Raw genomic sequence first — 25,039 nt, forward strand, 5'->3', positions numbered from 1 at the left:
ATGACACCGACCTCTATGACTAACAGACAGCAGATCGTTTGGGACGACGGCGAGCGCGTCTTCTGCCGGGAGCCGTACCCGGAGGAGGGCGGCAGCCGCGTGCTGGTCGTCCGGCTCGCCGCCGAACAGCCGTCACCGGCCAGCCTGGAGCGCCTTGCCCATGAATTCGGCCTGAAAGATGAACTGGATGGCGCCTGGGCGCTGCGCCCGCTGGAGCTGGTACGCGAGGCCGGGCAGCACCTGCTGGTGCTCGAAGACCCCAATGGCGAGCCGCTTTCTCGGTTGCTTGATGCACCTATGGAGATGGGCAGTTTCCTGCGCCTGGCCGCGAGCATGGCCGCGGCGCTGGGCAAACTGCACCAGCGCGGGCTGGTGCACAAGGACCTCAAGCCTGCCCACATCCTGGTGAACTGCGCCGACGGCCAGGCTCGGCTCACCGGCTTCGGTCTCACCTCGCGGCTGCCGCGCGAGCGCCAGGCCCCCGAGCCGCCGGAAACCATCGCCGGCACGCTCGCCTACATGGCCCCCGAGCAAACCGGCCGGATGAATCGTTCGATCGATTCGCGCAGCGATCTCTACGCCCTGGGCGTCACCTTCTACCAGATGCTCACCGGTGCGCTGCCGTTCGCCGCCACTGACGCCATGGAGTGGGTGCATTGCCATATCGCCAGAAAGGCCGTGCCGCCGGACGAGCGGGAAGCGACGGTGCCCGGCGTGGTCTCGCGCATCGTCATGAAACTGCTGGCCAAGACCGCCGAGGAGCGTTACCAGACCGCTGCTGGCGTCGAGCATGACGTGCTGCGCTGCCTCTCGGACTGGCAGCGGCAGGGCCACATCCACAACTTCCCCCTGGACGAGCAGGGCGTGCCGGACCGGCTACTGATCCCCGAGAAGCTTTACGGCCGGGAGCGGGAGGTGAACACCCTGGTTGCCTCGTTCGGGCGGATCGTCGGCAGCGCCTCGCCGGAGCTGGTGCTGGTCTCCGGATACTCCGGCATCGGCAAATCCTCGGTGGTCAATGAACTGCACAAGGTGCTGGTTCCGCCGCGAGGGCTGTTCGCCTCCGGCAAGTTCGACCAGTACAAGCGCAACATCCCCTATTCGACACTGGTGCAGGCCTTCCAGAGCCTGGTGCGGACGCTTCTGGGCAAGAGCGACGCGGAACTGGAAACCTGGCGCGGCTCACTGCTGGACGCCCTGGAACCCAACGCCCGGCTGATGACCGACCTGATTCCCGAGCTGAAACTCATCATTGGTGAGCAGCCACCCGTGCCAGAGCTGGAACCCCAGCAGGCGCAGCGCCGGTTCCTCCTGGTGTTCCGCCGTTTCATCGGGGTTTTCGCCCGGGGGGAGCATCCGCTCGCGCTGTTCCTCGACGACCTGCAGTGGCTCGACGCGGCGACCCTCGATCTGCTGGAGGATCTGCTGATCCATTCGGAACTGAGGCACCTGATGCTGATCGGTGCCTACCGTGACAACGAGGTCGATGCCACGCACCCGCTGACCGGCAAGCTCCAGGCCATCAGGAATGCGGGCGTGCGGATCGATGAAATCACCCTGACGCCGCTCGCCCTCGAACACATCAAGCAACTGATCGCAGAGGCGCTGCATTGCGAGCGCGCGCGCATCGCGCCGCTGGCCCAGCTGGTGCAGGACAGGACCGCCGGTAACCCGTTCTTCGTGATCCAGTTCCTGCAGGCGCTCGCCGACGAAGACCTGCTCGCCTTCGACCATGCGACACGGCAGTGGCGCTGGGACGCGGAGCGCATCCTTGCCAAGGGCTACACCGACAATGTCGTGGACCTGATGGTCGGCAAGCTGGCACGCCTGCCCCTGGAGACGCAGCAGGTATTGCAGCAACTCGCCTGTCTCGGCAACGCCGCCGGGATCGCGACACTGTCGACGGTGTTGGGCGTCACGCCGGAACAGGTCCACGCCGTCCTCTGGGAGGCCGTGCGTCAGGAACTGGTCGAGCGGCAGGAGGGCGCCTACTCGTTCGTTCACGACCGCATCCATGAAGCAGCCTATTCCTTGATCCCCCTGGCTTCGCGCGCGGAAAGCCACCTGCGTGTCGGGCGCTTGCTGGTGGCGCAGCTATCCCCGGAACGACGCGAGGAGGCCATCTTCGAAATCGTCGGCCAGCTCAATCGCGGTGCGGCGCTGATCAGCGACGTGGGCGAGCGGGAGCGGCTTGCCGAGTTCAACCTGCTCGCCGGCCAGCGCGCCAAGGCGTCCACAGCCTATGCGTCGGCGCTTGCCTACCTCGGCGCCGGTGCCGAGTTGCTCGACGAGCAGTGCTGGGAACACCGGCATGCGCTGATGTTCGCCCTCGAATTGAACCGCGCCGAATGCGAGTTCCTGACCGGGCAGTTGTCCGTCGCGGACGCGCGGCTGGCGGCTTTGTCCCATCGCGCCACGAGCACGGTCGAGCGAGCGCAGGTCGCCTGCCTGCGAATGGATGTCTACCTGCTCCTCGATTGCAGCGACCAGGCGGTGGCGGTCTGCCTCGCCTACCTGCGGCATGTCGGCATCGAGTGGTCGCCCCATCCGGAGGACGCCGAGGTGCGTCGCGAGTACGACCACATCTGGTCGATGCTCGGCGACCGCGAGATCGAGGACCTCATCGACCTGCCGCTGATGGACGATGCGGCCACCCTCGCGACTGTCGATGCCCTGACCAAGCTCTTCCCGTCTGCCTTGCAGACGGATGCAAACCTTGCCGCCCTGACGATCTGCAAGGGGATCAGCCTCAGCCTCGAACGGGGCAATTGCGATGCGTCGTGTGTGAGCTACGCCAATCTGGGCAGGGTCGCCGGACGGCGCTTCGGCGACTACCAGGCCGGCTACCGCTTCGGCCTGCTCGGCTGCCAATTGATCGACCGGCGCAATCTGAAGCGTTTCGAGGCCAGTAGCTTCCTGTGCTTCTCGATCTTCTCTGTGCGCTGGATGAGGCCCGTGGGAGAGTGCCGTGCCCTGTTGCAACGTGCGTTCACCGCGGCGAACCGGGTGGGCGATCTTGCCTACGGCGCCTATGCGGGCAACAGCCGCAACTCGGACCTGCTCTTCGCCGGTGAGCCGCTGCCCGATGTGCAGGTTGAAGCCGAACGCGGCCTGGCGTATGCCGAGAAGGTGCGCTTTGGCCTGGTCACTGATTTCATCTCCACTCAGCTTGCGCTGATCCGCATGCTGCGCGGCCTGACACCGGTGTTCGGCTGTTTCGACGACGAGCCGCGCACTGAAGCCCACCTGTCCGCCAGCTCGGACCTGGCGCTCGCCTTTTGCTGGTACTGGGTACGCAAACTGCAAGCCCGCTACCTGGCCGAGGACCACGAGGCCGCCATGGACGCCGCGCTCCGGGCGGAAGAACTGCTCTGGACCTCGTACTCCTTCTTCGAAGAGGCCGAGTACCACTTCTACGGCGCGCTAGTCCGGGCCGCCCGTTGCAATAGCTTGCCGGCCAGTGAGCATGCAGCGCACCTGGAAGCCATGGCTGCGCACCACCGGCAGCTTCAAGTGTGGGCGCAACAGTGCGCGGAGAACTTCGCCGGCCGGGTTGCGCTGGTGGGTGCCGAGATCGCCCGCGTCGAAGGTCGCCTGCTGGATGCCGAGCAGCTCTATGAGCAGGCCATCCGCTCGGCGCAGGAGAGTGGCTTCGTGCATATCGAGGCCCTGGCCAACGAGCTCGCCGCCCGCTGCTATGCGGCGCGCGGTCTGGAGAAGATCGCCCGCCTGTACCTGCGCGACGCCCGCTACGGCTACCTGCGTTGGGGGGCCGACGGCAAGGTGCGGCAACTGGAGGCGACGTACCCCTACCTGAGGGCGGAGGAAATCGCGCCGGGCCCGACCACCACCATCGCCACACCGGTCGAGCACCTCGACCTGGCCACTGTACTCAAGGTGTCGCAGGCGGCCTCGGGCGACATCGTCCTGGAACGGCTGATCGATATGGTCATGCACACGGCTATCGAGCAGGCCGGCGCCGAACGGGGCCTGCTGATCCTGTCGGAGGGCGGCGAGCACCGGGTCGTTGCGGAAACGGTCACGGGCGACGACATGACCCGGCTGCGCGACGAGGCGGCCAGTTCCGCGCTTTTGCCCGAGTCGATCCTCTACCGGGTGCTGCGCACTCGCGAGAGCGTTGTGCTCGACGACGCCCTGGCCGAGCCACCTTTCGCCGCCGACCCGTACGTCAGCCAGCACAGCACCCGCTCCATCCTCTGCCTGCCGCTGATGAACCAGGCCAAGCTCATCGGCGCGCTCTACCTGGAGAACAACCAGACCGCCCGGGTGTTCAGCCCGGCGCGCACCGCCGTGCTCAAGCTGGTGGCCTCGCAGGCGGCGATCTCCCTGGAAAACGCCCGCTTGTACCGCGATGTCGAGGAGCGTGAAGCGAAAATCCGGCGCCTCGTCGACGCCAACATCATCGGCATCATCGTCTGGAGCGCCGAAGGCGAGATCCGCGAGGCCAACGACGCCTTTCTCCACATGGTGGGCTACGAGCGGGAGGACCTGCTCTCGGGCCGTGTGCGCTGGTGGGACATGACACCGCCGGAACAGCGCGAGGACAGCGAAAAGGCCTTGGCGGAGGCCGTCCAGTACGGGCGTGCGCAGCCCTTCGAGAAGGAATACATCAGGAAGGATGGCAGCCGCCTGCCCGTCATCCTGGGCCTGGCCTCCTTCGAAGCGAGCCTCAAGGAAGGCGTCGCCTTCGTGCTCGACCTGACCGAACGCAAGCAGGCCGAGGAAAAGGTCCGCGAGGGTGAGCGGCGTTATCGCGAGGTCCAGACTGAACTGGCCCACGCCAACCGTGTCGCCACCATGGGGCAGCTCGCCGCCTCCATCGCCCACGAAGTCAACCAGCCAATCGCCGCCACGGTCACCAACGCTCATGCCGCGCAGCGCTGGCTAGGCGCCCAGCCACCTAACGTCGACGAAGTCGGGCAGGTGCTCGCGCGCATCATCAAGGATGCCAATCGGGCCTCGGAGGTCCTTGGCCGGATTCGCGGATTGATCAGGAAGGCGCCGCCGCAGAAGGAGCCGGTGGACGTCAACGAAGCCATCCGCGACATGATCGACTTCACCCGCAGCCAGGCCACCAAGGGCGGCGTCTCGGTACGCACGCAACTCGCCAATGGCCTGCCCCGCATAGAAGGCGACCGGGTCGAGCTGCAGCAAGTGCTCCTCAACCTCATCATCAACGCACTGGAGGCCATGGGCGCCAACGCCGACGCACCGCGGCACCTGCACATCACCACGGAGGAGGGCGATCCTGGCGGCGTGCTGGTGACCGTGAGCGACAGCGGACCGGGCTTCGCTGAACTGGCCAGCGAGCAGTTGTTCGCCCCGTTCTACACCACCAAGCCCACGGGCCTGGGGATGGGCCTGTCCATCTGCCGCTCGATCGTCGAAAGCCACGGTGGCCGGATGTGGGCCGGCGCTAACCAGCCCTGCGGCGCCATCGTCCGGTTCACCCTGCCGGCTCATCCAGTCGGGGAGGCGTAGCGGCAAGTCCCGCCACCACCCTGGATGGCGTCCGGGCTAGGATTGTCTGCCGCCCGGCACGCACGCTTCCTTGCTCACACAGGCCTCGCGACCATGACCAGACCAGGACCACCGGCGCGGGTGATTTCCACCCGCCGGCGATGCCGCCACGACTCCGACGCCATGTGCCCGAGCCAAGGCAACGCAACGCATGCCTGCCCGGCCTCCGTAGCCCTACGGATGGCTGGAGCGCGGAGGCGCGAGTCATGATGTCCGCCGTGAAACCCCTGACGCTTACTCGCACATTCCTGTTCTGGCTGGTGCTGTTCTGCCCCGTCGCCGCCTGGATCGGCTGGCAGGATTACGCCGACCGCTACGAGCGCTTTTTCCAGGACACCAGCATCGTGCAGCGCATGCTCAGCCAGAAGACCGTGCAGCACGAAGCTGTGCTGGAAACCCTGGCGGCGCTGTCGCACGCCCCCATTCCTGAACGCCTCTTGCCCAGCCTGCAGGCGTCCATGCCGCAGCTGCTGGGCCTGGGCCACCTGCGTGACGGGGGCTGGGCGGGCAGCACTGCTTTGCCGCCAGCCCTGCCGGCTGCGCTGGAAGAGGCCCGCCAGGCGGGGCACCCCGTCACCCTGCCGCTGGACGAGGCGTGCTATTGGCTGGTGGCCCCATCGGGCTGGAGCCTGTTGCTGGACGCGCGGCAGCTTCTGCCAGCCACCGATTTCCCGCCCTCGCTCGCCTTGCTGACGCTGGACCTGGGGAAGGGGGCGCTCACGCTGCTGGCGCGTCAGCCCGCCGCCGGGGCGCCGGGTTGGGCCCTCGATGTGCGCAAACCGTTGGGTGCGGTCAGCCAACCCTTTGCCCTGCACAGCTGGCGCACGCTGACGCCCGCCGACTGGCCCTGGCTGGAATGGTTGGCCTGGGTCGTCGCCAGCGGCCTGCTGGTGGCCGGCGCCGCTGCCTGGCAGCGGTCGCGCGCTGAGGCCAGGCGGCGACAGGAGGAGGTCCGCCTGGCAGCAATGGCACGGTTGAACACCCTGGGTGAAATGGCCGCGGGCCTGGCCCATGAGTTGAACCAGCCACTGACGGCCATCCTCGCCCAGGTGCGCGCGGCCGAGCGCCTGCTGGACGACGAAGAAGAGCGCCCCGCCGTGCGCCAGGCCCTGCTTGCCAGTGCTGGCCAGGCTCGCCGCGCGGCCGACATCATCAGCCGCATGCGTGAGCTGGTGACACCCAGCTCACCGTCATCGCGCACGCTAGTCGACCCCGACGCCCTGATGGCTTCGCTGCTGTTCCTGCGTGAAGACGAGCTGGCGCGTCGAGGCATCCGCCTGGCGTGGCGCAACACCAACCCGGGCGTTCGCCCGTTGGGAGACCGGGTGGCGCTTGAGCAGATCCTGCACAACCTGGTGCAGAACGCCGCCGATGCGCTGGTCGGCACACCGGCCAGCCGGACCATCGTCGTGACCGGCGGCGTCGAAGGCAGAGACTACGTATTCAGCGTCAGCGACAATGGCCCCGGTATCCCCGCCGAGGCCTTGCCGCGGCTGTTCGAGCCCTTCTACAGCACGCGGCCGCAAGGCATGGGGCTGGGCCTGGCATTGTGCGAAACGCTCGCCGGTGCCATGGACGGCCGCATCACGGCCAGCAACCTCGAACCCCGGGGCGCTCGCTTCACCCTGAGCCTGCCCCTGGCTGGAGCCGATGCATGAGCCTCCCCGCGCAATCCCCGCTGGTGTACCTGGTCGACGACGATGATGCGGTGCGCGACGGGCTGGCGCTGCTATTGCGCAGCGTCGGGTTGCGCAGCGAGGGCCATGGCGACCCCCGGGCCTTCCTGTCGTCACTGTCGCCACAGGCCATCGGTTGCGTGGTGCTGGACATCCGTATGCCGGGCATCGGTGGGCTGGATGTGCTGGCAAGGCTGGCGGAGTCCTCCGATCTGCCGGTGGTCATGCTGACCGGCCACGGCAACGTCGACTTGTGCCGCCGCGCCTTCAAGGGGGGCGCCGTGGAATTCCTGCAGAAGCCGGTGGATGACGACGTCTTCCTGGACGTCGTGCAGGCCGCCGTACGCAGCCATATCGCCAGCCGCGAGCGCCTGGCGGTCACGCAGGCAGCCGCCGAACGCCTGGCGCGCCTGTCCGGGCGCGAGCGTGAGGTGCTGGTGCGCATCGTCCAGGGCATGAGCAACAAGGAAATCGCGCGCGAGTTCGATCTGTCGCCGCGCACGGTGGAAACCTACCGCGCCAACGTCTTCGCCAAGCTGGAGGCCGACTCGCTGGCGCAGCTCATTCGGCAGTACGCCAGCTTGCTCGACGCCCCGTCTCCGTAGCGCTACGGAGGGCGTCCCGTAGTCGGGCGCATACCGCGGCAAGCGGGTTCTGGACACACTGGCCATTCCTGAAATCGAACCACGAAAAGGACATAGCCATGCCTCGTTCCTCCCTTGCCGCACTGCTCGGCGCCCTGGCTTTCGCGGGCACCGCCAACGCCGCCGTTCTGAACGAAAGCAACCTCTCGAGCGCGGACGCCCAGAAGCTGGCCGCCGCCACCGTCGCCGCGTGCCAGGCCAAGGGCTACAACGTGAGCGCCTCGGTCGTGGACCGCGCAGGCCTGCTGAAAGCCTTCGCCCGCGCCGACAACGCCGGCCCCCACACCATCGAGGCCAGCCGTGCCAAGGCATTCACCGCCGCCTCCGCCAAGACGCCGACCCTGGCCATCATGGAAAACGCCCAGAAGAACCCGGTCGCGGCCAACCTGACCGACATTCCAGGCTTCCTGCTGCTGGGGGGCGGTGTTCCGGTCAAGGCCGGCGATACCGTCATCGGAGCCATCGGCGTGGCGGGTGCCCCTGGCGGTCATCTGGACGCGCAGTGCGCCGACGCCGTCCTGGCCGACAACGCCGCCCTGTTCAAGTAAGCGCAGTGCCCGGCCTCTCTCGGCAGGGGGGCCGGCCACTCCGGTGACCATGAGCATCGGCCTGGTGCTGGCCCAGGTGCTCGAGACTACGCACTGAGGCGATTGCGTCGCTCGGACTGCCTGGGCTGCCAATGGGCGTCGCGTTGGCTTGAACGCTGCCGATAGTCTTTTCTCCAAGGATGTGATCGCGAGGTCGTCATCTTGGAGAGCCTTGTTCATGGAAAGTCTGCTGGTCGCTGCCGGGGTATTCATCTGCCTGAGCGTTGCCTCGCTCACGATGATGCATTTCTATCCGCGTCTGTCCTTGCGCCATCGGGATGAAGAGACCAACACGGTTGTGCGCCTGGTGGCCAACATATTCGTGGTGATGACATCCCTGGTGTTCGGCCTGTTCATCAACTCGGCCAAGAACACCTTCGAGTCCATCGATGCCAGCATCCATGCCTATGCCGCCGACATCATCATCCTCGACCGGACCCTGCGCACCTACGGTTCCGGCGCCGATGCCGCGCGCCGCCAACTGACCACCTATGTACGGGAAGCCATCGCGAATCCGTCCAGGAGCAATGATGCGCTGCAGCGGCGGGTGAGCGGGGCAGTCCGGTACCTGGACGACCTTGGTGACGAGCTGGCCGCCATCAGTCCTACCGACCGCTACCACGAAACCATGCTCGCGGACCTCCGCCAGCAGTACCACAGCCTCCTGCAGAAACGGTGGCAGATCGTGGAGCAATCCGAAGGCAACATCCCCAGCCCGCTCATCACCATGCTCGTTGCCTGGATGACCCTCGTCTTCGCCAGCTTCGGCTATCGTGCGCCCCACAATCCCATGGTCGTCACCATGCTCCTGGTGTCCGCATTGCTGTTCGCAGGTTCTGTCTACCTCGTGCTCGACATGGACATCCCCTTCAGCGGGCCCATCCAGATATCCGACGAGCCCCTGCGCAGGGCCCTGGCCGAGATCGAGACGCTCTAGCAGCAGGCCGGCGGGCAAGGCGAGCGGCGTCGCCGCACGTCAGTGTCTTGGTCTCGCCTGGCCTTCGTTCGCTATCGCAACCCGCTATGGGCGGCATGCGCCTCTGGTATTGGCGTGGGTTGGCGGGCCTCCCTAGAGTCGCGGAGGGACCGCGTGTCCGTTCATACCAACAAGACCAGAACGAGCCTTTACATGCCCAGCTTCCGCCTCAGCGCCATCGCCCTGGCGCTTTTCCTGTCCGGCGGCGTCCATGCCGACCTGCCCGCTGCCGGCAAGCCTGCCACCGAGTTCACCCGCAGCCTTAACCAGGGCTGGCTCGAGCGCCTGCCCTTTGCCGACAAGGCCGATTTCGAGAACGCCCGCCGGGGGCTGCTCGAGCCCTTCAAGGGTGTCGTCGAAAATGCCGACGGGCTGCCGGTGTGGAACCGCAAGGCCTACGACTTCCTGGATGGCAGGGATGCCCCGGCCAGCGTCAACCCCAGCCTCTGGCGCATGGCACAGCTGAACAACATCGCCGGTCTGTTCCAGGTACGCGAACGCGTTTACCAGGTGCGCGGGCTGGACCTGTCGAACATGACGATCATTGAAGGTGACAGCGGGCTGATCCTCATCGACCCGCTGATCAGTACCGAAACCGCCCGCGCCGGCCTGGAGATGTACTACCGGCATCGCCCACGCAAACCGGTGCTGGCCGTGATCTACAGCCATTCCCACGTCGACCATTTTGGCGGTGTTCGTGGCGTGATCGAGGAGGCTGACGTGAAGGCTGGCAAGGTGCAGGTGATCGCGCCGGAGGGCTTCTACGAACACGCTGTCAGCGAGAACGTGCTGGCCGGCCCGGCGATGATGCGCCGTGCCCAGTACATGTACGGTTCGCAGCTGCCACGGGGCGAGCGGGGTCAGGTGGATGCCGGCCTGGGCAAGAGCACGCCGAACAATGCCACGGTGACGCTGATTCCCCCCACCGAGTTGATCGCCAAGCCCCTTGAGACGCGCACCGTCGACGGGGTGGAGATCGAGTTCCAGCTCACCCCCGGCACCGAGGCGCCGGCGGAGATGAACCTCTATTTCCCGCAGTTCCGCACCCTTTGCATGGCCGAGAACGCCACCCATACCCAGCACAACGTGCTGACCCTGCGGGGCGCACTGGTGCGTGACGCCAAGGTCTGGGCGCACTACCTGGACGATGCGTTGGTGCGCTACGGCGACAAGGCCGATGTGCTCTTCGCCCAGCACCATTGGCCCACCTGGGGAGGCGCCGAGATCCGTGACTATCTGGCGGACCAGCGTGACATGTACGCCTTCCTCGACAGCCAGACGCTGCGCCTGATCAACCAGGGCCTGACGCCCACCGAGATCGCCGCGCAACTGTCGTCGTTGCCGCCGCGTCTGGCCAGCAAGTGGTACAGCCGCGACTACTACGGTTCCCTCAGCCACAACGTGCGAGCCGTCTACCAGCGCTACATGGGTTTTTACGACGGCAACCCGGCCAACCTCGACCCCTTGCCGCCGGAAGACGCCGGCACGCGCTACGTCGAAGCCATGGGCGGCGCCGACTCGGTACTGGCCAGCGCCCACAAGGCCTTCGCGGCCGGGGAGTATCGCTGGGCCGCGCAGTTGCTTAACCATCTGGTCTTCGCCGAGCCCGGCAACCAGGCGGCGCGGGACCTGCAGGCCGACACCCTGGAGCAGTTGGGTTACCAGAGCGAGAACGCCACCTGGCGCAACGTCTACCTGAGTGGCGCCCAGGAACTGCGCCAGGGCGTGGCACAACCCCGTGGCCGCAACGGCGCGCCAGACATGATCCGCGCCCTGACGCCGAGCATGTTCTTCGACTACCTGGCGGTGCGCATCGACGCCATGAAGGCCGCCGGGGAGGACTTGCGCATCAACTGGCGTTTCAGCGACCTGGGCGAGGATTACGCCTTGACCCTGCGCAACGGCGTGCTGACCTACCGCAAGGGCATGCGTCATGCCGAGGCGGAGGTGGACTTGACCATGACCAAGGCGCTGCTGGATCGCATCTCGCTGAAGGAAACCGGCTTCCTCAAGGAGGCTACCGTGGGTGGCATCGAGTTCGAGAGCGGCCGCCTCAAGCTGCTCAAGCTTCTCGGTGGGCTGGACGAGGCCAATCCGCAGTTCAACCTGGTGGAACCCTGATTCCACGCCAAGGCCCCGGTCGCGCAGTGTGGCTGCTGCGCGCCGGGGCTTTTTTGTGGCGGTAGGTCAGGCCGGCGGTTATCTGCGCGATTCCGCCAACTTCCAGGCTTCGGCGCGGCTTCCTAGTGTGGGGCTGGGGGTGTTGTATTCCCGTGTTGGGTAGCCGGCGCGCGGATAGTCATTGTTGTCGCTTCCTTGTGAAGGGCAGTGGGCTGCGCCGAGCGCCAGGCGCCCTGGAGGGCGACCAGCGTCATCACCACCAGGGCCAGGCTGGTACCGATCACCAGGACCGGTCGCGCACGACCGCATTCGTCCTGCAGCATGGTCTGGCTGATCCGGTAGCGCCCGCTCTGGCCGGTCCACAGCAGACCCGCGGTTGCCAGGGCGATGATCATCAGCAGGGGCGACTGGCCACGTAGCGCCAGGCAGGCGATCACCAGCAGGGACACCTGGGTGCGACGCCAGGCCAGCTCGGTGCGCTCGGCCTGCAGGCCCCGGTCGGTGTTGCTAGTGGTCATCTCAGCGGGGCCAGAACAGGCTGGCCAGGATCAGCGCCGCCAGGCAGCAGCCCAGGGTCAACAGCGGCACCAGCACCGGCAAGGGCAGGGCGCGACCGTGGCGCAGCGCCCGCTCAACGGCCAGCCAGCGCAGGCAGGCGCCGATGCTGACCAGCAGGCTCAGGGCCAGCAAGCAGAGGGTGATGGTCAATCGCAGCCAGGGCTCGAAAGCCTGGCCCGCGAAGGTTTCCACGGCGATGCCGCCGCCCATCAGGGCGAGCGCCGTGCGGACCCAGGCCAGGAAGGTGCGCTCGTTGGCCAGGGTGAATCGCGGGTCGGGTTCGTCGCCGCCAAGCAGGGTGTCGCTGAGCGACTTTCGGGGGGATGGGGTGGGCATGGTGTTCCGGCCAGGAAGGGCCGCCATCGGCAGGGCGCACGATGGCGGCAGGAGGGTCACTCAGCGCAATCCCTTGCTGCGCAGGGCGCCGGGTGAGTAGTCAGAAGTGCTGGCCTGATAGCTGAAGTCGAATGGATGGCGCTGTTCGCTGGTCAGGCCGGAGGCCAGGTAGCGGCCGTTGTTGAGGTCGTAGGTGATCTCCATGGCGTTGACCGCCGACTGCCCGCTGTAGTGGTAGTAGCTGTGGGCCTCGCCGATGCGCCAGAGCTCGCCACGGTTGTCGTAGTGGTCAGCCTCGAGGATGGCCCAGGTGTCCTCGTCGATGAAGTAGTGACGCTTGCTGTAGATATGCCGCATGCCGGGCTTGAGGGTGGCAACCACCTCCCATACGCGGTGCAGCTCGTAGCGGGTGGCGTTGGGGTTGACGTGGCCGGGTTGCAGCAGGTCGTCGTAGTGCTGGTCGGGGGAGGCCAGCCGGTAGCTGTTGTAGGGCACGTAGAGGGTCTTCTTGCCCACCAGTTTCCAGTCGTAGCGGTCCGGCGCACCGTTGAACATGTCTCGGCTATCGGCGGTACGCAGGCCGGCGGTGGTGGGGCCAGCCGTGTCATAAGCGATGCTGGGGGCACGCCGTACCCGCCGCTGACCGGCGCTGTAGACCCAGGACAGGCGCGGCTCGGCCACCTGGTCGAGGGTTTCATGCACCAGTACCACTTCGCCCACCATGCGCGAAGGCGCGGTCAGCAGGTGGCTGTAGTAGTAGAGGATGTTGCGCGCCTGCTCCGGTGCCATGCCCTTCACCGCGTCGCGGCGGGTGAAGTATTGCTGGGTCGTCATGATGGTGTAGGCGCCGTCCTTCTGGGGCGCCGCGCTGTCGGAGGTCAGGCTGAAGCTGGCGTTGCGATTGCGGGTCAGATGGTTCCAGAGCACCTCCAGCCCATTCTGCGGGATGGGGAACGCGACCATTCCAGAGAAGCCTTCCACGCCGTTGCCGTCATTCATCAGGCGGGCGCTGGTGGCGTTGCGTGCGGCAGATTCACGGAGGGCGTCGGGTATGGCCGCCGAGCGGTGGCTGGGGTAGACCGGCAGGTGGAAGCTGTTCGGGTAGCGCTTGAGCAGGGCGATCTGCCCGGGGCTCAGATGCTCCTGGTGCTCGGTGTAGTTGCGCGCATCGATAGTGAACAGTGGCTGCTCACCGCGAAAGGGATCGGCCGGCGTGCCATTGGCCGTCAGCTCAGGCTTGGCGGGTTGCAAGCCGCCGTCCCAGGCCGGAATGCGGCCGTCGGCGCTGCCGGCGCGTTCGGCACCGATCGGGGTCAGGGGGCCTTGCAGTTTGGCCGCCTCTTCCGGCGAGACAGCGGCCAGGACCTGGCCGGACAGGAGGAGGGTGCAGAAGAGTGCGCCGCCACGCACCAGGCTGTGGGTGTTGATCATGAGGGACTCCACTTAGAAATTGACGCCCAGGCTGATGGACAGGTAATCGCGGTCGCCACGGGTGCCGTAGTCGCCGTCGATGAAGTCGGTGTATGCCAGGCTGGCGCTGTAGGTGTTGTTGAGGGAGGCGTCGAGGCCGACGCTGATGGCCTTGGAACCTTCACTGAAGGCCGAGCCTTCGCCGGGGCCGTTGCCGTCCACATCGTGCTGCCAGGAGAGGTTGGGGCGCAGGTCGATACCGGCGATGGCGTTGGGGTAGCTCAGGTTGGTGCGCACCCGGTAACCCCAGGAGAAGCGCGTGAGAAAGCCCTGGTCGTTACAGTGCTCTGGCGTTTTCGAGGTACCCGCACAGGCGCCGCTGGCGAGGATGCCGCTGCCATAGGTGCCGCTGCGGCCATAGCGTGGACCGAAGGTGCCGTCCAGGCCGCCGACCCAGGTGGCTCCCGCTTCGCCTACCACCACCAGTTGATCGGCCCCCAGTACCTGGGCGAAAGAGTGGGTGGCGGTGACCTGCGCCTGGGTGACTTCCTTGCGTCGGTAGCCGTTGAACAGCGTGCTGTCCGCGTTGGGGCGGATGTCTTCGGCCACCAGGGGCGAGCGTGCGGCGTTGTTCAGCAGCGATTGGATGACGTCTGTACCGTTGAGCTGGATCGGCATGTTCGGCCGGTAGCTGATCTCACCCTGTAGCGCGGTACCGGTGCTGAGGTTGGTGGAGAACGACAGGCCATACAGGCGGATGTCTTCCGGGTACTGGGCCAGGTACTGGGAGGTACCCAGGCGCAGGGCACCGGCCAGACTCTGGCCGTTGGCGCTGCGAAGGAAGGCACCGCAGTTGGCCAGGGGCACGCCGAGGTTGGCGCACAGCTGCGGGGCGAAGCTGGTGTTGGTGTAGTAGGGGCTGCTGATGGTGCCCATGTAGGGCACGCGGCTGTGGTAGTTGGCGATATAGGCGCCGAATTCCGTGTCCAGGTTGGCGGCGAACCAGCGCAGGGACATCCCCCACTGGCCGCCGTTGCGGGCATCTTCATCGCCGGCACGGGGAACACGGATGCCCTCGTCGGTGAGGTTGACGCCGAACGGCGTAAGGCCAGCCACTGCCGCCGGGTTGCCGGTGAGCACGTTGCCCACGTCGAGGCCGTCGCAGCCATCGGCAAGGAAGTCGTTGCTGGAGAAGAAGGTGCCGCAGTTGTCCAGCTGGGTCTGTTCCCAATCCAGCTGGTAGAAGAAGTCCCCGGAGATCGCATCAGTCAGGTTCTGCGACACGTAGAACATATTTACCGGAACCAGGCCTTCCTTCACCTCCGAACCCGGACGGCGCAAGGCCGAAAGATTGAAGGGGTTGACCACGTTCATACCACCCTGGATGAACGTGCTTTCGCCCCAGTTCACCACCTGCTTGCCCAGGCGCGCCGAGCCCGGTTGATCGGCGATGGCGTAGTTGTAGTAGACGAAGGCGTCCAGTAACTCGGTGCCCGCAGTCTTCGCCGAGCGCTTGCGGTTATTGTCTTCCACGTTCTTGAAACGCTGGTCCTGGTCCCGCAGGACGTAGTCGTACCAGTAGCTGCCCCGCACGAAGACGCCGACGTCACCGTGGCTCAACTGCAGGTCATGGGTGCCTTTGAAGATGCCGGAGAAGGCGTCGCCCGAGCGGAAGTTGCGCCTGCCGTCGTCGCTGGTGGCGCTATTGAGCTGCTTCGGGTCAGGGTTGGCGGTAGAGATGCTGGTGCCGATGGAGAGCGAGGAATCCAGTTGGCCCTCGATCTCGCCGATCTGGAAATCGGCTGCCAGTGCATGACTGACAAGACAACTCAGCGGCAATAGGAGAAAAGGCGGACGAATAATGCCGCGCATATTGAATCTCATCACTCATTATCCTCTTTGTTTTCGAGTGAGAACCAAGTTTCAGGCGCAGGCACAACAAGTTCGGGTATATCCAGGCAATAGGAATCCCGGCCGCTTGAGCGACGAATCGACACTATTCGGCAGAATGGATATCGAGGTGGGAAGTTGGCTCTGGTTGCCTTTTACTTATTGTTCTGCGTAGTTGGGTGAAGTTGCGGATACTCCCTTCTGTCGGATGTTTAAGCGATACTAGGGGCGCCCCGGAACCCCGACAAATAGTGTCTTCCGATAGTTGCCATATCACTTCGGCATAGCCAGCGAGACCCCTATGACCCTCAAGCAGCTCCGCTACCTGATCGCCATCGCCGAGGCAGGAAGCTTCTCCGCCGCCGCGCGCCGCTCCTTCATCGCGCAGCCGGCCCTGAGCCGGCAGATCGGTCTGCTGGAAAGCGAGCTGGAAATACAGCTGCTGGAGCGCCAGCACGATGGCGTAGCCCTGACCGATGCCGGCCGGCGCCTCTACGAGGTGGCGCGTTCGGTAGTGCAGAAGCTGGATTCGGTGAAGGACGAACTGACCTCGACACGGGGGGATCCCAAGGGGCATGTGTCCGTTTCCATTCCTGCTACCGCCTCGGCATTGCTGCTGCCGGAGATCATCTCGCGGGCGGCGGAGAAGTTCCCCAGCATCACCCTGACGGTGTGCGACGGCCTCACCCGCGAGGGCGGCCAGGCCATCGAGCTGGGCAAGGTGGACTTCGGCGTGGTGCCCAATGCCGAGGAGCTGGAGCACGTAGCCGCCGAACCCATCTTCAGCGAGGACCTGTATTGGGTGGGGCCGGCCAGCGAGGCCGAGAAGAACACCCCCATCACCCTGGCCGAGGCGGCCGCCACGCGGCTGGTGGTGGCGCCGCGGGCCTTGCACCTACGACGGCGCATCGAGCAGGCGGCGATGGAGGCGGGGGTGGTGCTCAACGTGGCCTACGAACAGCAGTCAGCCCCGGGGATTGCCAGCCTGGTCCGCAGTGGGTTGGCGGCGACCATCTGCAACTGGCCGCCGCTGGTGGAGCTGTTCGAACCGACGGGCGCGCGGATGGTGGTGGAACCGCGCATCACCCGCACCGTGTCCATCGCCCACTCGATCCACAAACCGCTGTCCTTCGCCGCGTCCTGCATGCGGGACCTGGTGCGCACGATCCTGCTGGATGCGGTGCGGGAAGGCCGCTGGCGCGGCAGCCTGATCGAGCGCGTCGACGAGGAGACTCAGGCCCTGGAGCAGAGCGCGGGCGAGTCGTCCTGAGCCAGTCGCTCGCGGGAGCGCTGCGGGTTCATCGTCACCAGGCCGATCAGGCCCGCCACGATCAGCACGCCGCCGCACACCAGGAAGCCCTGGGCGTAGCCCTGCGGATGCCCGGCACCGGCGCCATGCACCAGCAGGCCGGTGACCACAGGGGCCGAGAGCCCGGCCAGCGAGGCCACCGCATTGCCGATGGCGAGGATGCCGCCGCGCTGGCTGCTGGGCGTGAACTCCGCCAGCATCGCCGGCCCCACCGAGTACATCACCAGTGCCAGGCCGCCGCTCAGGGTCAGGGTGATGATGCGCGTGGTGACCGAAAGCTCCTGGAGGATCAGCGACGCGGAGAACAGCCCGGCGACGATCAGGCAGCCCGAGACGAAAGCGCCACGGGCCAGGCGTGACGGCACGCCGCGATGCAGCAGGCGCTGGGACAGCCAAGCCATGAACAGGCTGAGCGGTGTGGTCACCACCACGAAGAGGACGAACATGCGGCCGGTGTTCAGCGGGTCGATGCCCAGGCCCACTTCCAGGTAGCTCGGCACCCAGGTCAGGGTCAGCGCCAGGGACCAGTTGGCAGCGAAGTGGCAGGCGTAGTTGCCCAGCACGCTGCCATCGGTCAGCAGGCGGCGGTAGGGCACGCGGTGGGTGTCCGGGGTCACCTGGCCGGCGCGCAGGTTATCGAGGGTGCCTTCCCGGCCCAGCAGCAGCCAGAGGGCGCACCAGACCAGGCCGATGGCCGCCAGCACGGCGAAGTTGGTGCGCCAGCCGTAGTGCAGGCTGATCCAGGGGATCATGGCGCCGGCCACCAGCAGGCCCATGGCGCTACCGGAGTGCAACAGCGCGACTGGCAGGCTGCGGCGATCATCGGGAAACCACTTGTACAGGGCGTGGGTCGCCACCGGGGAGGCGGGGCCTTCACCGATGCCCAGCAGCACACGGCAGGCGACGATCATCCAGAGGGAACTGGCGAACAGCATGGGCAGCTGGATCAGCGCCCAGAAAAGCCCCATGCCCAGCAACAGGGTGCGGGTAGGCCGGCGGTTGGCGAGAAAACCGCCGACCACAGCGGAGACGGCGAAGAGCCAATGCAGGGCTCCGCCGATCAGGCCGAACTCAGTGGGGGTCAGGCCCAGTTCCTCGGTCATCGGCACGGCGACCAGGCCGATCACCACCTTGTCGAGGAAATTGACCAGCATCATGAAGGCCAGCAGGACCGCAATGGTCCAGGCGCTGGCAGGGCGGAAGGCAGTGTTGTCTCGGTTCATGGGGATGCTCTTGTTGTAGTTGTAGAAGACCCCGTCCGGCTTCCCCGGCCAGACGGGTACTGCAGGGCGCGTCAACCGGGCATCAGAATACCCTTGGCGATGGTGTTGCGCTGGATCTCACTGGTGCCGGTCAGGATGCGCATCATGCGCGTTGCGCGGAATAGCCACTCGACGGGATGGCCCGCAACAAGCCCCGAACCGCCGTGGATCTGCACCGCACGGTCGGCGATGCGGAAGGCGGTTTCCGAGGCGTACAGCTTGCACATCGATGCCTCGACCTTGATATCGCCGCCGGCGTCGTTGCTGAGGGCGGTGGCGAACATCATGCTGCGTGCCGCATGGAGCTCGGTGGCCATGTCGGCGAGCATGTGGCTGATGGACTGGAACAGCGCAATGGGCTGGCCGAACTGCTTGCGCGTGCGGGCGTGGTCCATTGACAGGTTCAGGGCCAGGCCCGCCATGCCGAGCATGGTTGGGCAGTGCAGCAGGCGGTTCAGCGTGATGCGCCCCATGGCCAGCTTGAAGCCAGCGCCTTCGTCACCGATGCGGTTCTCCACGGGGACGCGGACGTTCTCCAGCAGGATGTTGCCGTGGGCGCCGCCGCCGGACATCACCGAGTAGTCGCTGTCCACCTGAACCCCGTCGGCAGTGAGGTCGACGAAGAATGCCGAAATGCCCTGGGGGCCGCGTCCCGGCTCGGTCACCGCCAGCAGCACGGCGATGTCGGCGTAGGAAGCGCCGGAGATGTAGCGCTTGGCGCCGTTGAGTACGTAATGGTCACCCTCGCGGCGGGCTTCGGTACGGATGGCGGTGGCGTCGGAACCGGCTTCCGCCTCGGTCAGGGCAAAGCACACGGCCTTATCCGCCCGGCATACCGGCTTCAGGAAGGCGTCCACCTGGAAGTCGCTGGCGACCCGGAACAAGTGGCCGATACGGGGTGGCCCGGAGAGTTCGCCCAGTATGTGCGGGGCGAGGGGCGAGCCGGTCAGCACCGCCGCCTCCTTCACTGCACAGAGTTCGGCAATGCTGAGTCCGGCGCCGCCCAGGTTTTCCGGTAGCAGGGCGTTGTAGAAGCCCAACTCGCAGGAGCGCTTCCAGATATCCCGCAGCAGGGGCCGGGCGACCGGTTGGCCCCAGGTGATACCTTCCCGCTGCCCCAGCGGGTCGAGTTCGTCGCGGACGAATGTGTTGATGCCGTCGATAACGCGACTGGCCTTCTCGCTTGGTTTGAGCATTTGCCTGTCTCCCTTAGATACGTCGTTCGCTGTTCTGCCAGTACGCTTCGCGGATCAGGCGGCGCACGACCTTGCCGTTGGGGTTCTTCGGCAGTTCCTTGACGAAATCCACCGCGCGGGGCTTCTTGAAGCCCGCCAGGGAACGCCCGCAATACTCGATGATGGCTTCGGCGCTCAGGCTCTCGCCCGGTTTCAGGACCACCACCGCGCGGACTGCCTCGCCCCATTGCTCGTCCGGTACGCCCACCACAGCCGCCTCGAACACCTGGGGCAGGCTGTAGAGCACTTGTTCCACTTCGGTGGGGTAGATGTTGAAACCGCCGGAAATGATCATTTCCTTCTTGCGGTCAACGATGAACACGTAGCCGCGCTCGTCCACCGTGGCCAGGTCGCCGGTGAGGTAATAGCCGTCGCGCATGACCTCGGCGGTCAGCTCCGGCGCCTGCCAGTAGCCCTTCATGATGTCCGGGCCCTTGACCACGATTTCGCCGATCTCGCCGGGGCCTACGTCCTCGAAGGCATCGTTCACCACCCGCAGGGTGGTCTCGAAATAGCAGCGGCCGCAGGAGGCCAGGCGGCGCTGGTCGTCGCCCTCGATCAGGTGGTCCTGTTCGGTCAGCACCGTCACCAGGGAGCACGTCTCGCCCGCACCGTAGCCCTGGGCCAGGATCGGCCCGAATACGTCGATGGCGCGCTTCACCAGGGCAGGAGCCATGGGGGCGGCGCCGTACATCACCAGGCGCAGGCTGGAGAGGTCGAAACGCTCCACCTCCGGGACGTTCACCAGGCGGTTGATCATGGCCGGCACCAGGAACAAACGGGTGACCCGCTCACGCTGGATGGTCTCCAGCAGCAGATGGTCGTCGTAGCGCTCCAGGAGGAGGTTGCAGGCGCCCACGGCCAGCAACGGCATGATCTGCATGCCACTGGCATGAGTGATGGGGCCCACATGGGCCATCACATCGCCCGGGGCAGCACGCCGGGTAGGGCTGGCGATGCTCTTGCGGATCAGCGCCTTGCGGTTGCCGAAACTGAGCATTGCGGCCTTGAGTACGCCGGAGCTACCAGAGGTGTAGTGCAGCACCGCCAGGTCATCGTCGTCTGGCTCACAGTGCACCGGGGCCTCGCTGCCTCGTTCCAGCACGTCCGGATAGCGGGCGTCGCCAGCTTCGTCGTCGAGGGAGATGATCCAGCGCAGGCGCGGCACTTCACTGCGACGGGCGTGGAGGGCAGCGGCGAAGCGGCCGTTGGCCAGCACCGCCTGGCTGTGGGAGTCGTCAAGGACCTGGAGGATTTCGTCCAGGGAGAGGCGGGCGTTGATCGGCACCTTGACCATGCCGGCCTTGTAGAAGGCGATCTCCGCTTCCACCAGCTCCACCCGGTTCAGCGCCAGAATCGCCACATGGGCGCCCCGGGTCAGCTCCAGGGCCTGGAGCCCGGAGGCAAGACGATTGGTGCGAGCCTCCAGCTGCGCGAAAGTGATCCGTTGCCGGCTATCGACAACCGCCTCGTAGTCGGGCCAGTACAGGGCACTTCGACTGATGATCTTTCCTAAGTTCATTTATTGTTCTCATCGGCAGGACAACTGCGCCGATGCTAGCCAAGCGAACTTCGCGGCAACTAATACAACAGTACGATGCAGGCCATAGCGATATGGAATAGCTGCAACAACGCGGTGAATTCGCCCAACTTTCCTGTGGCGGCGATTTCAGTTGCCCCGGGCGCCGTACCCAATCACCTGCAGCGCACGGCCAACCCCCTCTCCCTCTGGGCGAGGGCAGGGGTGAGGGAAATCGATCCTGGCGCGAACGTCAGGCCCGGTCCTGTGGAGGCGACTTCAGTCGCGAAGAAACAACCCCCACAACACCGAGCCCTCACGTCACAGCACACGCCGCCCAATCGGCAACTTCACCATCTCCACCAGTTGGCAGAAATCCTCGTGGCTACTGCGGGACAAGTGAATCACCGCATCCAGGAGGGCGCCTTCCCGGTACTCGTTGAGGTAAGGCCCCGGATCGCCGTCGCGCAGTGCCGCGTTATCCATCAACACCTCGGCAATTACCTGAGTGGTATGCAGCCGCGCCTCCAACCGCTGCACCAACCGCTGGACCCGCCGCTCTTCATGGGAAGCACTCATGGCGACACCTCCACGCCGTCCACAATGAATGCCGGCAAATCCCGCCAGGCCACCCACAGCTCCCGCTGCCAACGCACCACACCCACCTGCCGGTTGGCCCAACTGATAAAAGCCCGTCGCGGCTCGGCACTCGGGTCACGGTGATAGTCGTGCAGCGTCGGCACCAGCACCTCGCTCAGCCAGCGACTGATCTCGGCATGCGCGGGTCGCGCGAAGCGAAACAGCGCCTTGTAGGCCCCGGCATCGCTGATGGCTTCCACTTCTTCATGAAGGCCGCTGGCGCTCGCCAGCAAAACGGTGCGCCTTTCAAAACGCTCCAGGGCATGGAGCAAGCGACGGGCGTTGCGAACACCCATCAACTGGGCAAAGTCATGGGCGACGAACCAGGGCTGGTTGTCGATCATCACGGCGCGCAGGCGGTGGGTGTGGTGATGGAAAAGGATGGGGGTGTATGCGTCGTGCATGGTGGAGCTCCTAGCTCTAGTCCTTGGAGTCGTCACCGTCCGCTGTCAGTCGAAGGGTGACGGACCACGCGGGGTTGACAGACCGGAGCTAGGACCCGGCAGACCCGAGGGCCTCCCCGCGCGATCCGCCATAGAGCAGTGCAGTTCAAAAACTGCATACGCGTGGAGGCCTGCAAAAAACGTCCGCCGTTTTTCGCATGCACCTTGTGGCGCAATCGCGCCTAGCTAACAGGCTGTCAAACCCGGCCACGGGATTGACCGTGGCCGGGGCAGGATAGGGATAGAGGAGGGGGAGGGCAAGGGGATACGAAAGGGGCTGCTATCGGCCGGACACAGTCATTAGAAACGCCTACAAAAATGGAGGAATTCCAGTCTCTCCGAAGGCCTTTCTCATTTCGCTACCAGAGTAAGTTCGTTCCCAGAATTCGACATGTCTGCCGTCTCGCCGGTGAGGTACAGGTAAATCGACTGATTGTCGCCAGCCCCCGCTGGCCTATTCCCATTTCACGACATGCGATGATCGACAGATGAACACTAGTGAGCCAAAAACGCAGGAGCTATCTGGTCTCCGGTACGAATAGTCGCCTTCAGAGCGCTAGTTCTTGTCGTACCAAGCGGCGTCGCGAAATGAGAACTGCGCGTCCATTTATCAGCCCTCGATTTGCGCATCAGTCTCATCTGGCTAGGCTAGTGCTTGTCATGGCAGGGATGGCCGCACCGCTGCACTGCAGTCGCTACCCACAAAACTGCACGTGGACCCAAGTGGGCGACCATGTATCGGAAGTGCCGTGATTGTCTTGTTTGGCAGGGGATGCTCCATGATGAAATTTGGCACTCGCACTTCGCGTCACGTCTGTGTTGCGGCACTCGCATCCGGTCTTGGCCTCCTCGGTAACCAGGCGCACGCTGGCGGCATCCTGATCTACGAGGCCGGGCAGGAAGGCGCGGGCTTGGCCAACGCCGGTTCCGCCGCGCTGGCCACCGACCCCAGCGTGCTAATGAGTAACCCCGCCGGTATCGCCGGGCTCAAGGGCACGCAGATCAGCGCCAACGGCCAATTGATCCTCGGCCACCTGCGCTTCTCCCGCGACGCCAACAACCAGTTCGACGGTAATGAAGGCGGCAATTCCCTGGAGTGGCTGCCCGGCGCGAGCCTGTTCGTCAGCCACCAGGTTGGGGAGCGCTCGGCCATCGGCTTCGGCACCTACGGCAACTTCGGCCTGGCGCTGGATTACGATGACGACTGGGCCGGCCGCTACTTCAGCCAGGAGGCGGCGGTGATCGGCGTGTCCTTCCAGCCGACCGTCGCGCACCAGTTCACCGACCAGCTCTCGGTGGGTGTCGGCCCGCGTATCGTCTACGGCTACTACCGCACCGAGGTGGCCATCAACAACAATCTGCTGGGTCTGCGCGACAACCCGGACGGGCAGCTGGAGTACAAGGACACCGACGTCGGCGCCGGGGTCAACCTCGGCCTGCTCTACAAGCTCGACGAACGCACCCAGGTCGGGCTCGCCTACACCAGCAAGGTGAGGCTGGAATTCGAGGACAAGCCGGACGTACGCAAGGTCAGCAACCCAATCATCAACGCCGCCCTGCGCCGGCTGGATGCGGACTCGCTGGAATTGGACATGAACATCCCGCAGACCCTGCTGCTCAGTGTGGCCCACCAGCTCGATACGCAGTGGACGCTGCTCGGCAGCCTTGGCTGGCAGGATTGGAGCGAGTTCGGCGATATCGGCGTGGAAGTCGACGCCGACGCCGGCAATGTCGACCGCACGGTGGACCGCCAGTACAAGGACACCTGGCACGCCTCCGTCGGCGCGCAGTACCAGGCCACCCGGCAGCTGCGCTGGAGCATGGGCGTGGGCTACGACAGCTCCGCCGTGGACGACGAGGACCGCACCGTCGACAACCCCATGGGCGAGGCCTGGCGCTTCGCCACTGGGGTCAATTACCAGGTGGAGGAGGGGCTCGACCTGCACCTGGCCTACACCCTGGTCTGGCTGGGCGACATGGACGTGGACCAGACCAAGCGGCGTTCCGGCACCACCCTCTCCGGCAGCTACGACAACGCCGCCCTGCACATCATCGGCGGCGGCGCGACCTGGCGTTTCTGACCCGGAGTGCCGAGCGTGCGACAACGGACAACGACCCACACTGCAGGATCGACCACCAGGAGCTACACCATGACATTGAAGCCGTTAGCGGTAGTGCTGTGCCTCGCCTCGCTGGGGATGGCGGGTTGTGCCAGCAAGTACGTGGAACCCGAGGAGTACTCAGGGTTCCTCAAGGACTACAAAGCCCTCCAGGAAGAGAAATCCCCTTCCGGCGCACCGGTGGCGCGCTGGATTAAGCCCGGGGTGGACGTTGGCCAGTTCACCAGTGTCCATGTCGAGCCGAGCCAGTTCTACCCACAACCCAAACCCACCGAGAAAATTCCCGCGAGCACCCTGCAAGGCATCACGACCTACTACGACCAAGTGCTGCAGACCCAGTTCGCCAAGGCGCTGCCGCTGGCCGACGGCCCCGGACCCGGCGTGCTGGTGGTACGTCCAGCGATCACCGGAGTCAGCGCCTCGACCAAAGGGTTGCAACCCTACGAGGTAATCCCGATCGCCCTGGTCGCCGCTGGTGTGAGCGCCGCCACCGGCATCCGCGATCAGGACACCAGCATCGCCACCGAGGCGGCCTTCCTCGACGGCGGCAGCAACGAGGTGGTGGCCCAGGTGGTACGCAAGGGCGCCGGTGCCGAGTTGGACAATTCTTCCCAGGTCATGACCGCCAGCGACACCAAGGCGGTGCTCGATGGTTGGGCGCGGGACATGGTCACGTCGTTCCAGGGCTTAAAACGACAATAGTCACGGCTTGGCGACAGGCTCCCGATAGGGGAGCGTCGCCCGGCCCCATGCAGCATGAATTGATAGGAAAA

The 25,039-nt window shown here is 65.6% G+C and carries 18 protein-coding genes; 9 read left to right on the top strand and 9 right to left on the bottom strand.

Annotation, left to right across the window (positions count from 1 at the left end):
- Positions 1–15: 15 nt before the first annotated feature.
- From G559_RS0120665 to G559_RS0120690, 6 genes are all read left to right on the top strand, one after another.
- Positions 16–5,502, top strand: coding sequence for an AAA family ATPase (locus tag G559_RS0120665; RefSeq protein WP_028630073.1), 5,487 nt, complete (start codon positions 16–18; stop codon positions 5,500–5,502).
- Positions 5,503–5,747: 245 nt separating this feature from the next.
- Positions 5,748–7,199, top strand: a complete 1,452-nt coding sequence (locus G559_RS0120670) for a sensor histidine kinase (RefSeq protein ID WP_245586526.1) — start codon at positions 5,748–5,750, stop codon at positions 7,197–7,199.
- Complete coding sequence (locus tag G559_RS0120675) at positions 7,196–7,822, top strand: response regulator transcription factor (protein ID WP_028630075.1); 627 nt, start codon at positions 7,196–7,198, stop codon at positions 7,820–7,822. Before G559_RS0120670 ends, G559_RS0120675 begins: the two co-directional genes overlap by 4 nt.
- A gap of 98 nt (positions 7,823–7,920) precedes the next feature.
- A complete protein-coding gene (locus tag G559_RS0120680; protein WP_028630076.1) occupies positions 7,921–8,409 on the top strand; it encodes a GlcG/HbpS family heme-binding protein in 489 nt (162 codons plus the stop codon).
- Between the two features lie 217 nt (positions 8,410–8,626).
- Positions 8,627–9,385: a bestrophin-like domain gene (locus tag G559_RS0120685; protein WP_028630077.1), complete on the top strand. Its 759-nt coding sequence runs from the start codon at positions 8,627–8,629 to the stop codon at positions 9,383–9,385.
- A 192-nt stretch (positions 9,386–9,577) separates the two neighbouring features.
- Positions 9,578–11,545, top strand: a complete 1,968-nt coding sequence (locus G559_RS0120690; protein WP_028630078.1) for an alkyl/aryl-sulfatase — start codon at positions 9,578–9,580, stop codon at positions 11,543–11,545.
- A 122-nt stretch (positions 11,546–11,667) separates the two neighbouring features.
- On the opposite strand, the gene G559_RS29150 is transcribed toward G559_RS0120690, so the two are convergent.
- From G559_RS29150 to G559_RS0120710, 4 genes are read right to left on the bottom strand one after another with little or no spacing between them, the layout of a single operon-like run.
- Positions 11,668–12,063: a DUF202 domain-containing protein gene (locus G559_RS29150; RefSeq protein WP_081668122.1), complete on the bottom strand. Its 396-nt coding sequence runs from the start codon at positions 12,061–12,063 to the stop codon at positions 11,668–11,670.
- A 1-nt stretch (position 12,064) separates the two neighbouring features.
- Positions 12,065–12,439 (bottom strand): YidH family protein, encoded by a 375-nt coding sequence (locus G559_RS0120700; protein ID WP_028630079.1) that lies wholly within the window; start codon positions 12,437–12,439, stop codon positions 12,065–12,067.
- A gap of 60 nt (positions 12,440–12,499) precedes the next feature.
- On the bottom strand, positions 12,500–13,870 hold the full coding sequence (locus tag G559_RS0120705) for a DUF1329 domain-containing protein (protein WP_051246804.1): 1,371 nt from the start codon (positions 13,868–13,870) through the stop codon (positions 12,500–12,502).
- A gap of 12 nt (positions 13,871–13,882) precedes the next feature.
- Positions 13,883–15,733: a DUF1302 domain-containing protein gene (locus G559_RS0120710; protein WP_028630081.1), complete on the bottom strand. Its 1,851-nt coding sequence runs from the start codon at positions 15,731–15,733 to the stop codon at positions 13,883–13,885.
- Positions 15,734–16,040: 307 nt separating this feature from the next.
- Between G559_RS0120710 and G559_RS0120715 the strand changes: the two genes are divergently transcribed.
- Positions 16,041–17,009, top strand: a complete 969-nt coding sequence (locus G559_RS0120715; RefSeq protein ID WP_028630082.1) for a LysR family transcriptional regulator — start codon at positions 16,041–16,043, stop codon at positions 17,007–17,009.
- Here the strand turns inward: G559_RS0120715 and G559_RS0120720 are convergent.
- The 5 genes from G559_RS0120720 to G559_RS0120740 form a co-directional block, all read right to left on the bottom strand.
- Entirely contained in the window at positions 16,973–18,271 is a 1,299-nt protein-coding gene (locus tag G559_RS0120720) for an MFS transporter (protein ID WP_028630083.1), read from the bottom strand. The two genes, G559_RS0120715 and G559_RS0120720, sit on opposite strands and share 37 nt — an antisense overlap.
- Before the next feature lie 71 nt (positions 18,272–18,342).
- On the bottom strand, positions 18,343–19,506 hold the full coding sequence (locus tag G559_RS0120725; RefSeq protein WP_028630084.1) for an acyl-CoA dehydrogenase family protein: 1,164 nt from the start codon (positions 19,504–19,506) through the stop codon (positions 18,343–18,345).
- Between the two features lie 13 nt (positions 19,507–19,519).
- Positions 19,520–21,067 (bottom strand): AMP-binding protein, encoded by a 1,548-nt coding sequence (locus G559_RS0120730; RefSeq protein WP_028630085.1) that lies wholly within the window; start codon positions 21,065–21,067, stop codon positions 19,520–19,522.
- A 318-nt stretch (positions 21,068–21,385) separates the two neighbouring features.
- On the bottom strand, positions 21,386–21,643 hold the full coding sequence (locus G559_RS0120735; RefSeq protein WP_028630086.1) for a hypothetical protein: 258 nt from the start codon (positions 21,641–21,643) through the stop codon (positions 21,386–21,388).
- Positions 21,640–22,107, bottom strand: coding sequence for a BRO-N domain-containing protein (locus G559_RS0120740; protein ID WP_028630087.1), 468 nt, complete (start codon positions 22,105–22,107; stop codon positions 21,640–21,642). The genes G559_RS0120735 and G559_RS0120740 overlap by 4 nt, the downstream gene beginning before the upstream one ends.
- An 818-nt stretch (positions 22,108–22,925) precedes the next feature.
- Between G559_RS0120740 and G559_RS0120745 the strand changes: the two genes are divergently transcribed.
- Positions 22,926–24,227 (top strand): OmpP1/FadL family transporter, encoded by a 1,302-nt coding sequence (locus G559_RS0120745; protein ID WP_028630088.1) that lies wholly within the window; start codon positions 22,926–22,928, stop codon positions 24,225–24,227.
- 69 nt (positions 24,228–24,296) lie between these two features.
- On the top strand, positions 24,297–24,968 hold the full coding sequence (locus tag G559_RS0120750; protein ID WP_028630089.1) for a DUF3313 domain-containing protein: 672 nt from the start codon (positions 24,297–24,299) through the stop codon (positions 24,966–24,968).
- Positions 24,969–25,039: the final 71 nt, after the last annotated feature.

The organism is Metapseudomonas resinovorans DSM 21078 (assembly GCF_000423545.1).
GTDB classification, from domain to species: Bacteria; Pseudomonadota; Gammaproteobacteria; order Pseudomonadales; family Pseudomonadaceae; genus Metapseudomonas; species Metapseudomonas resinovorans.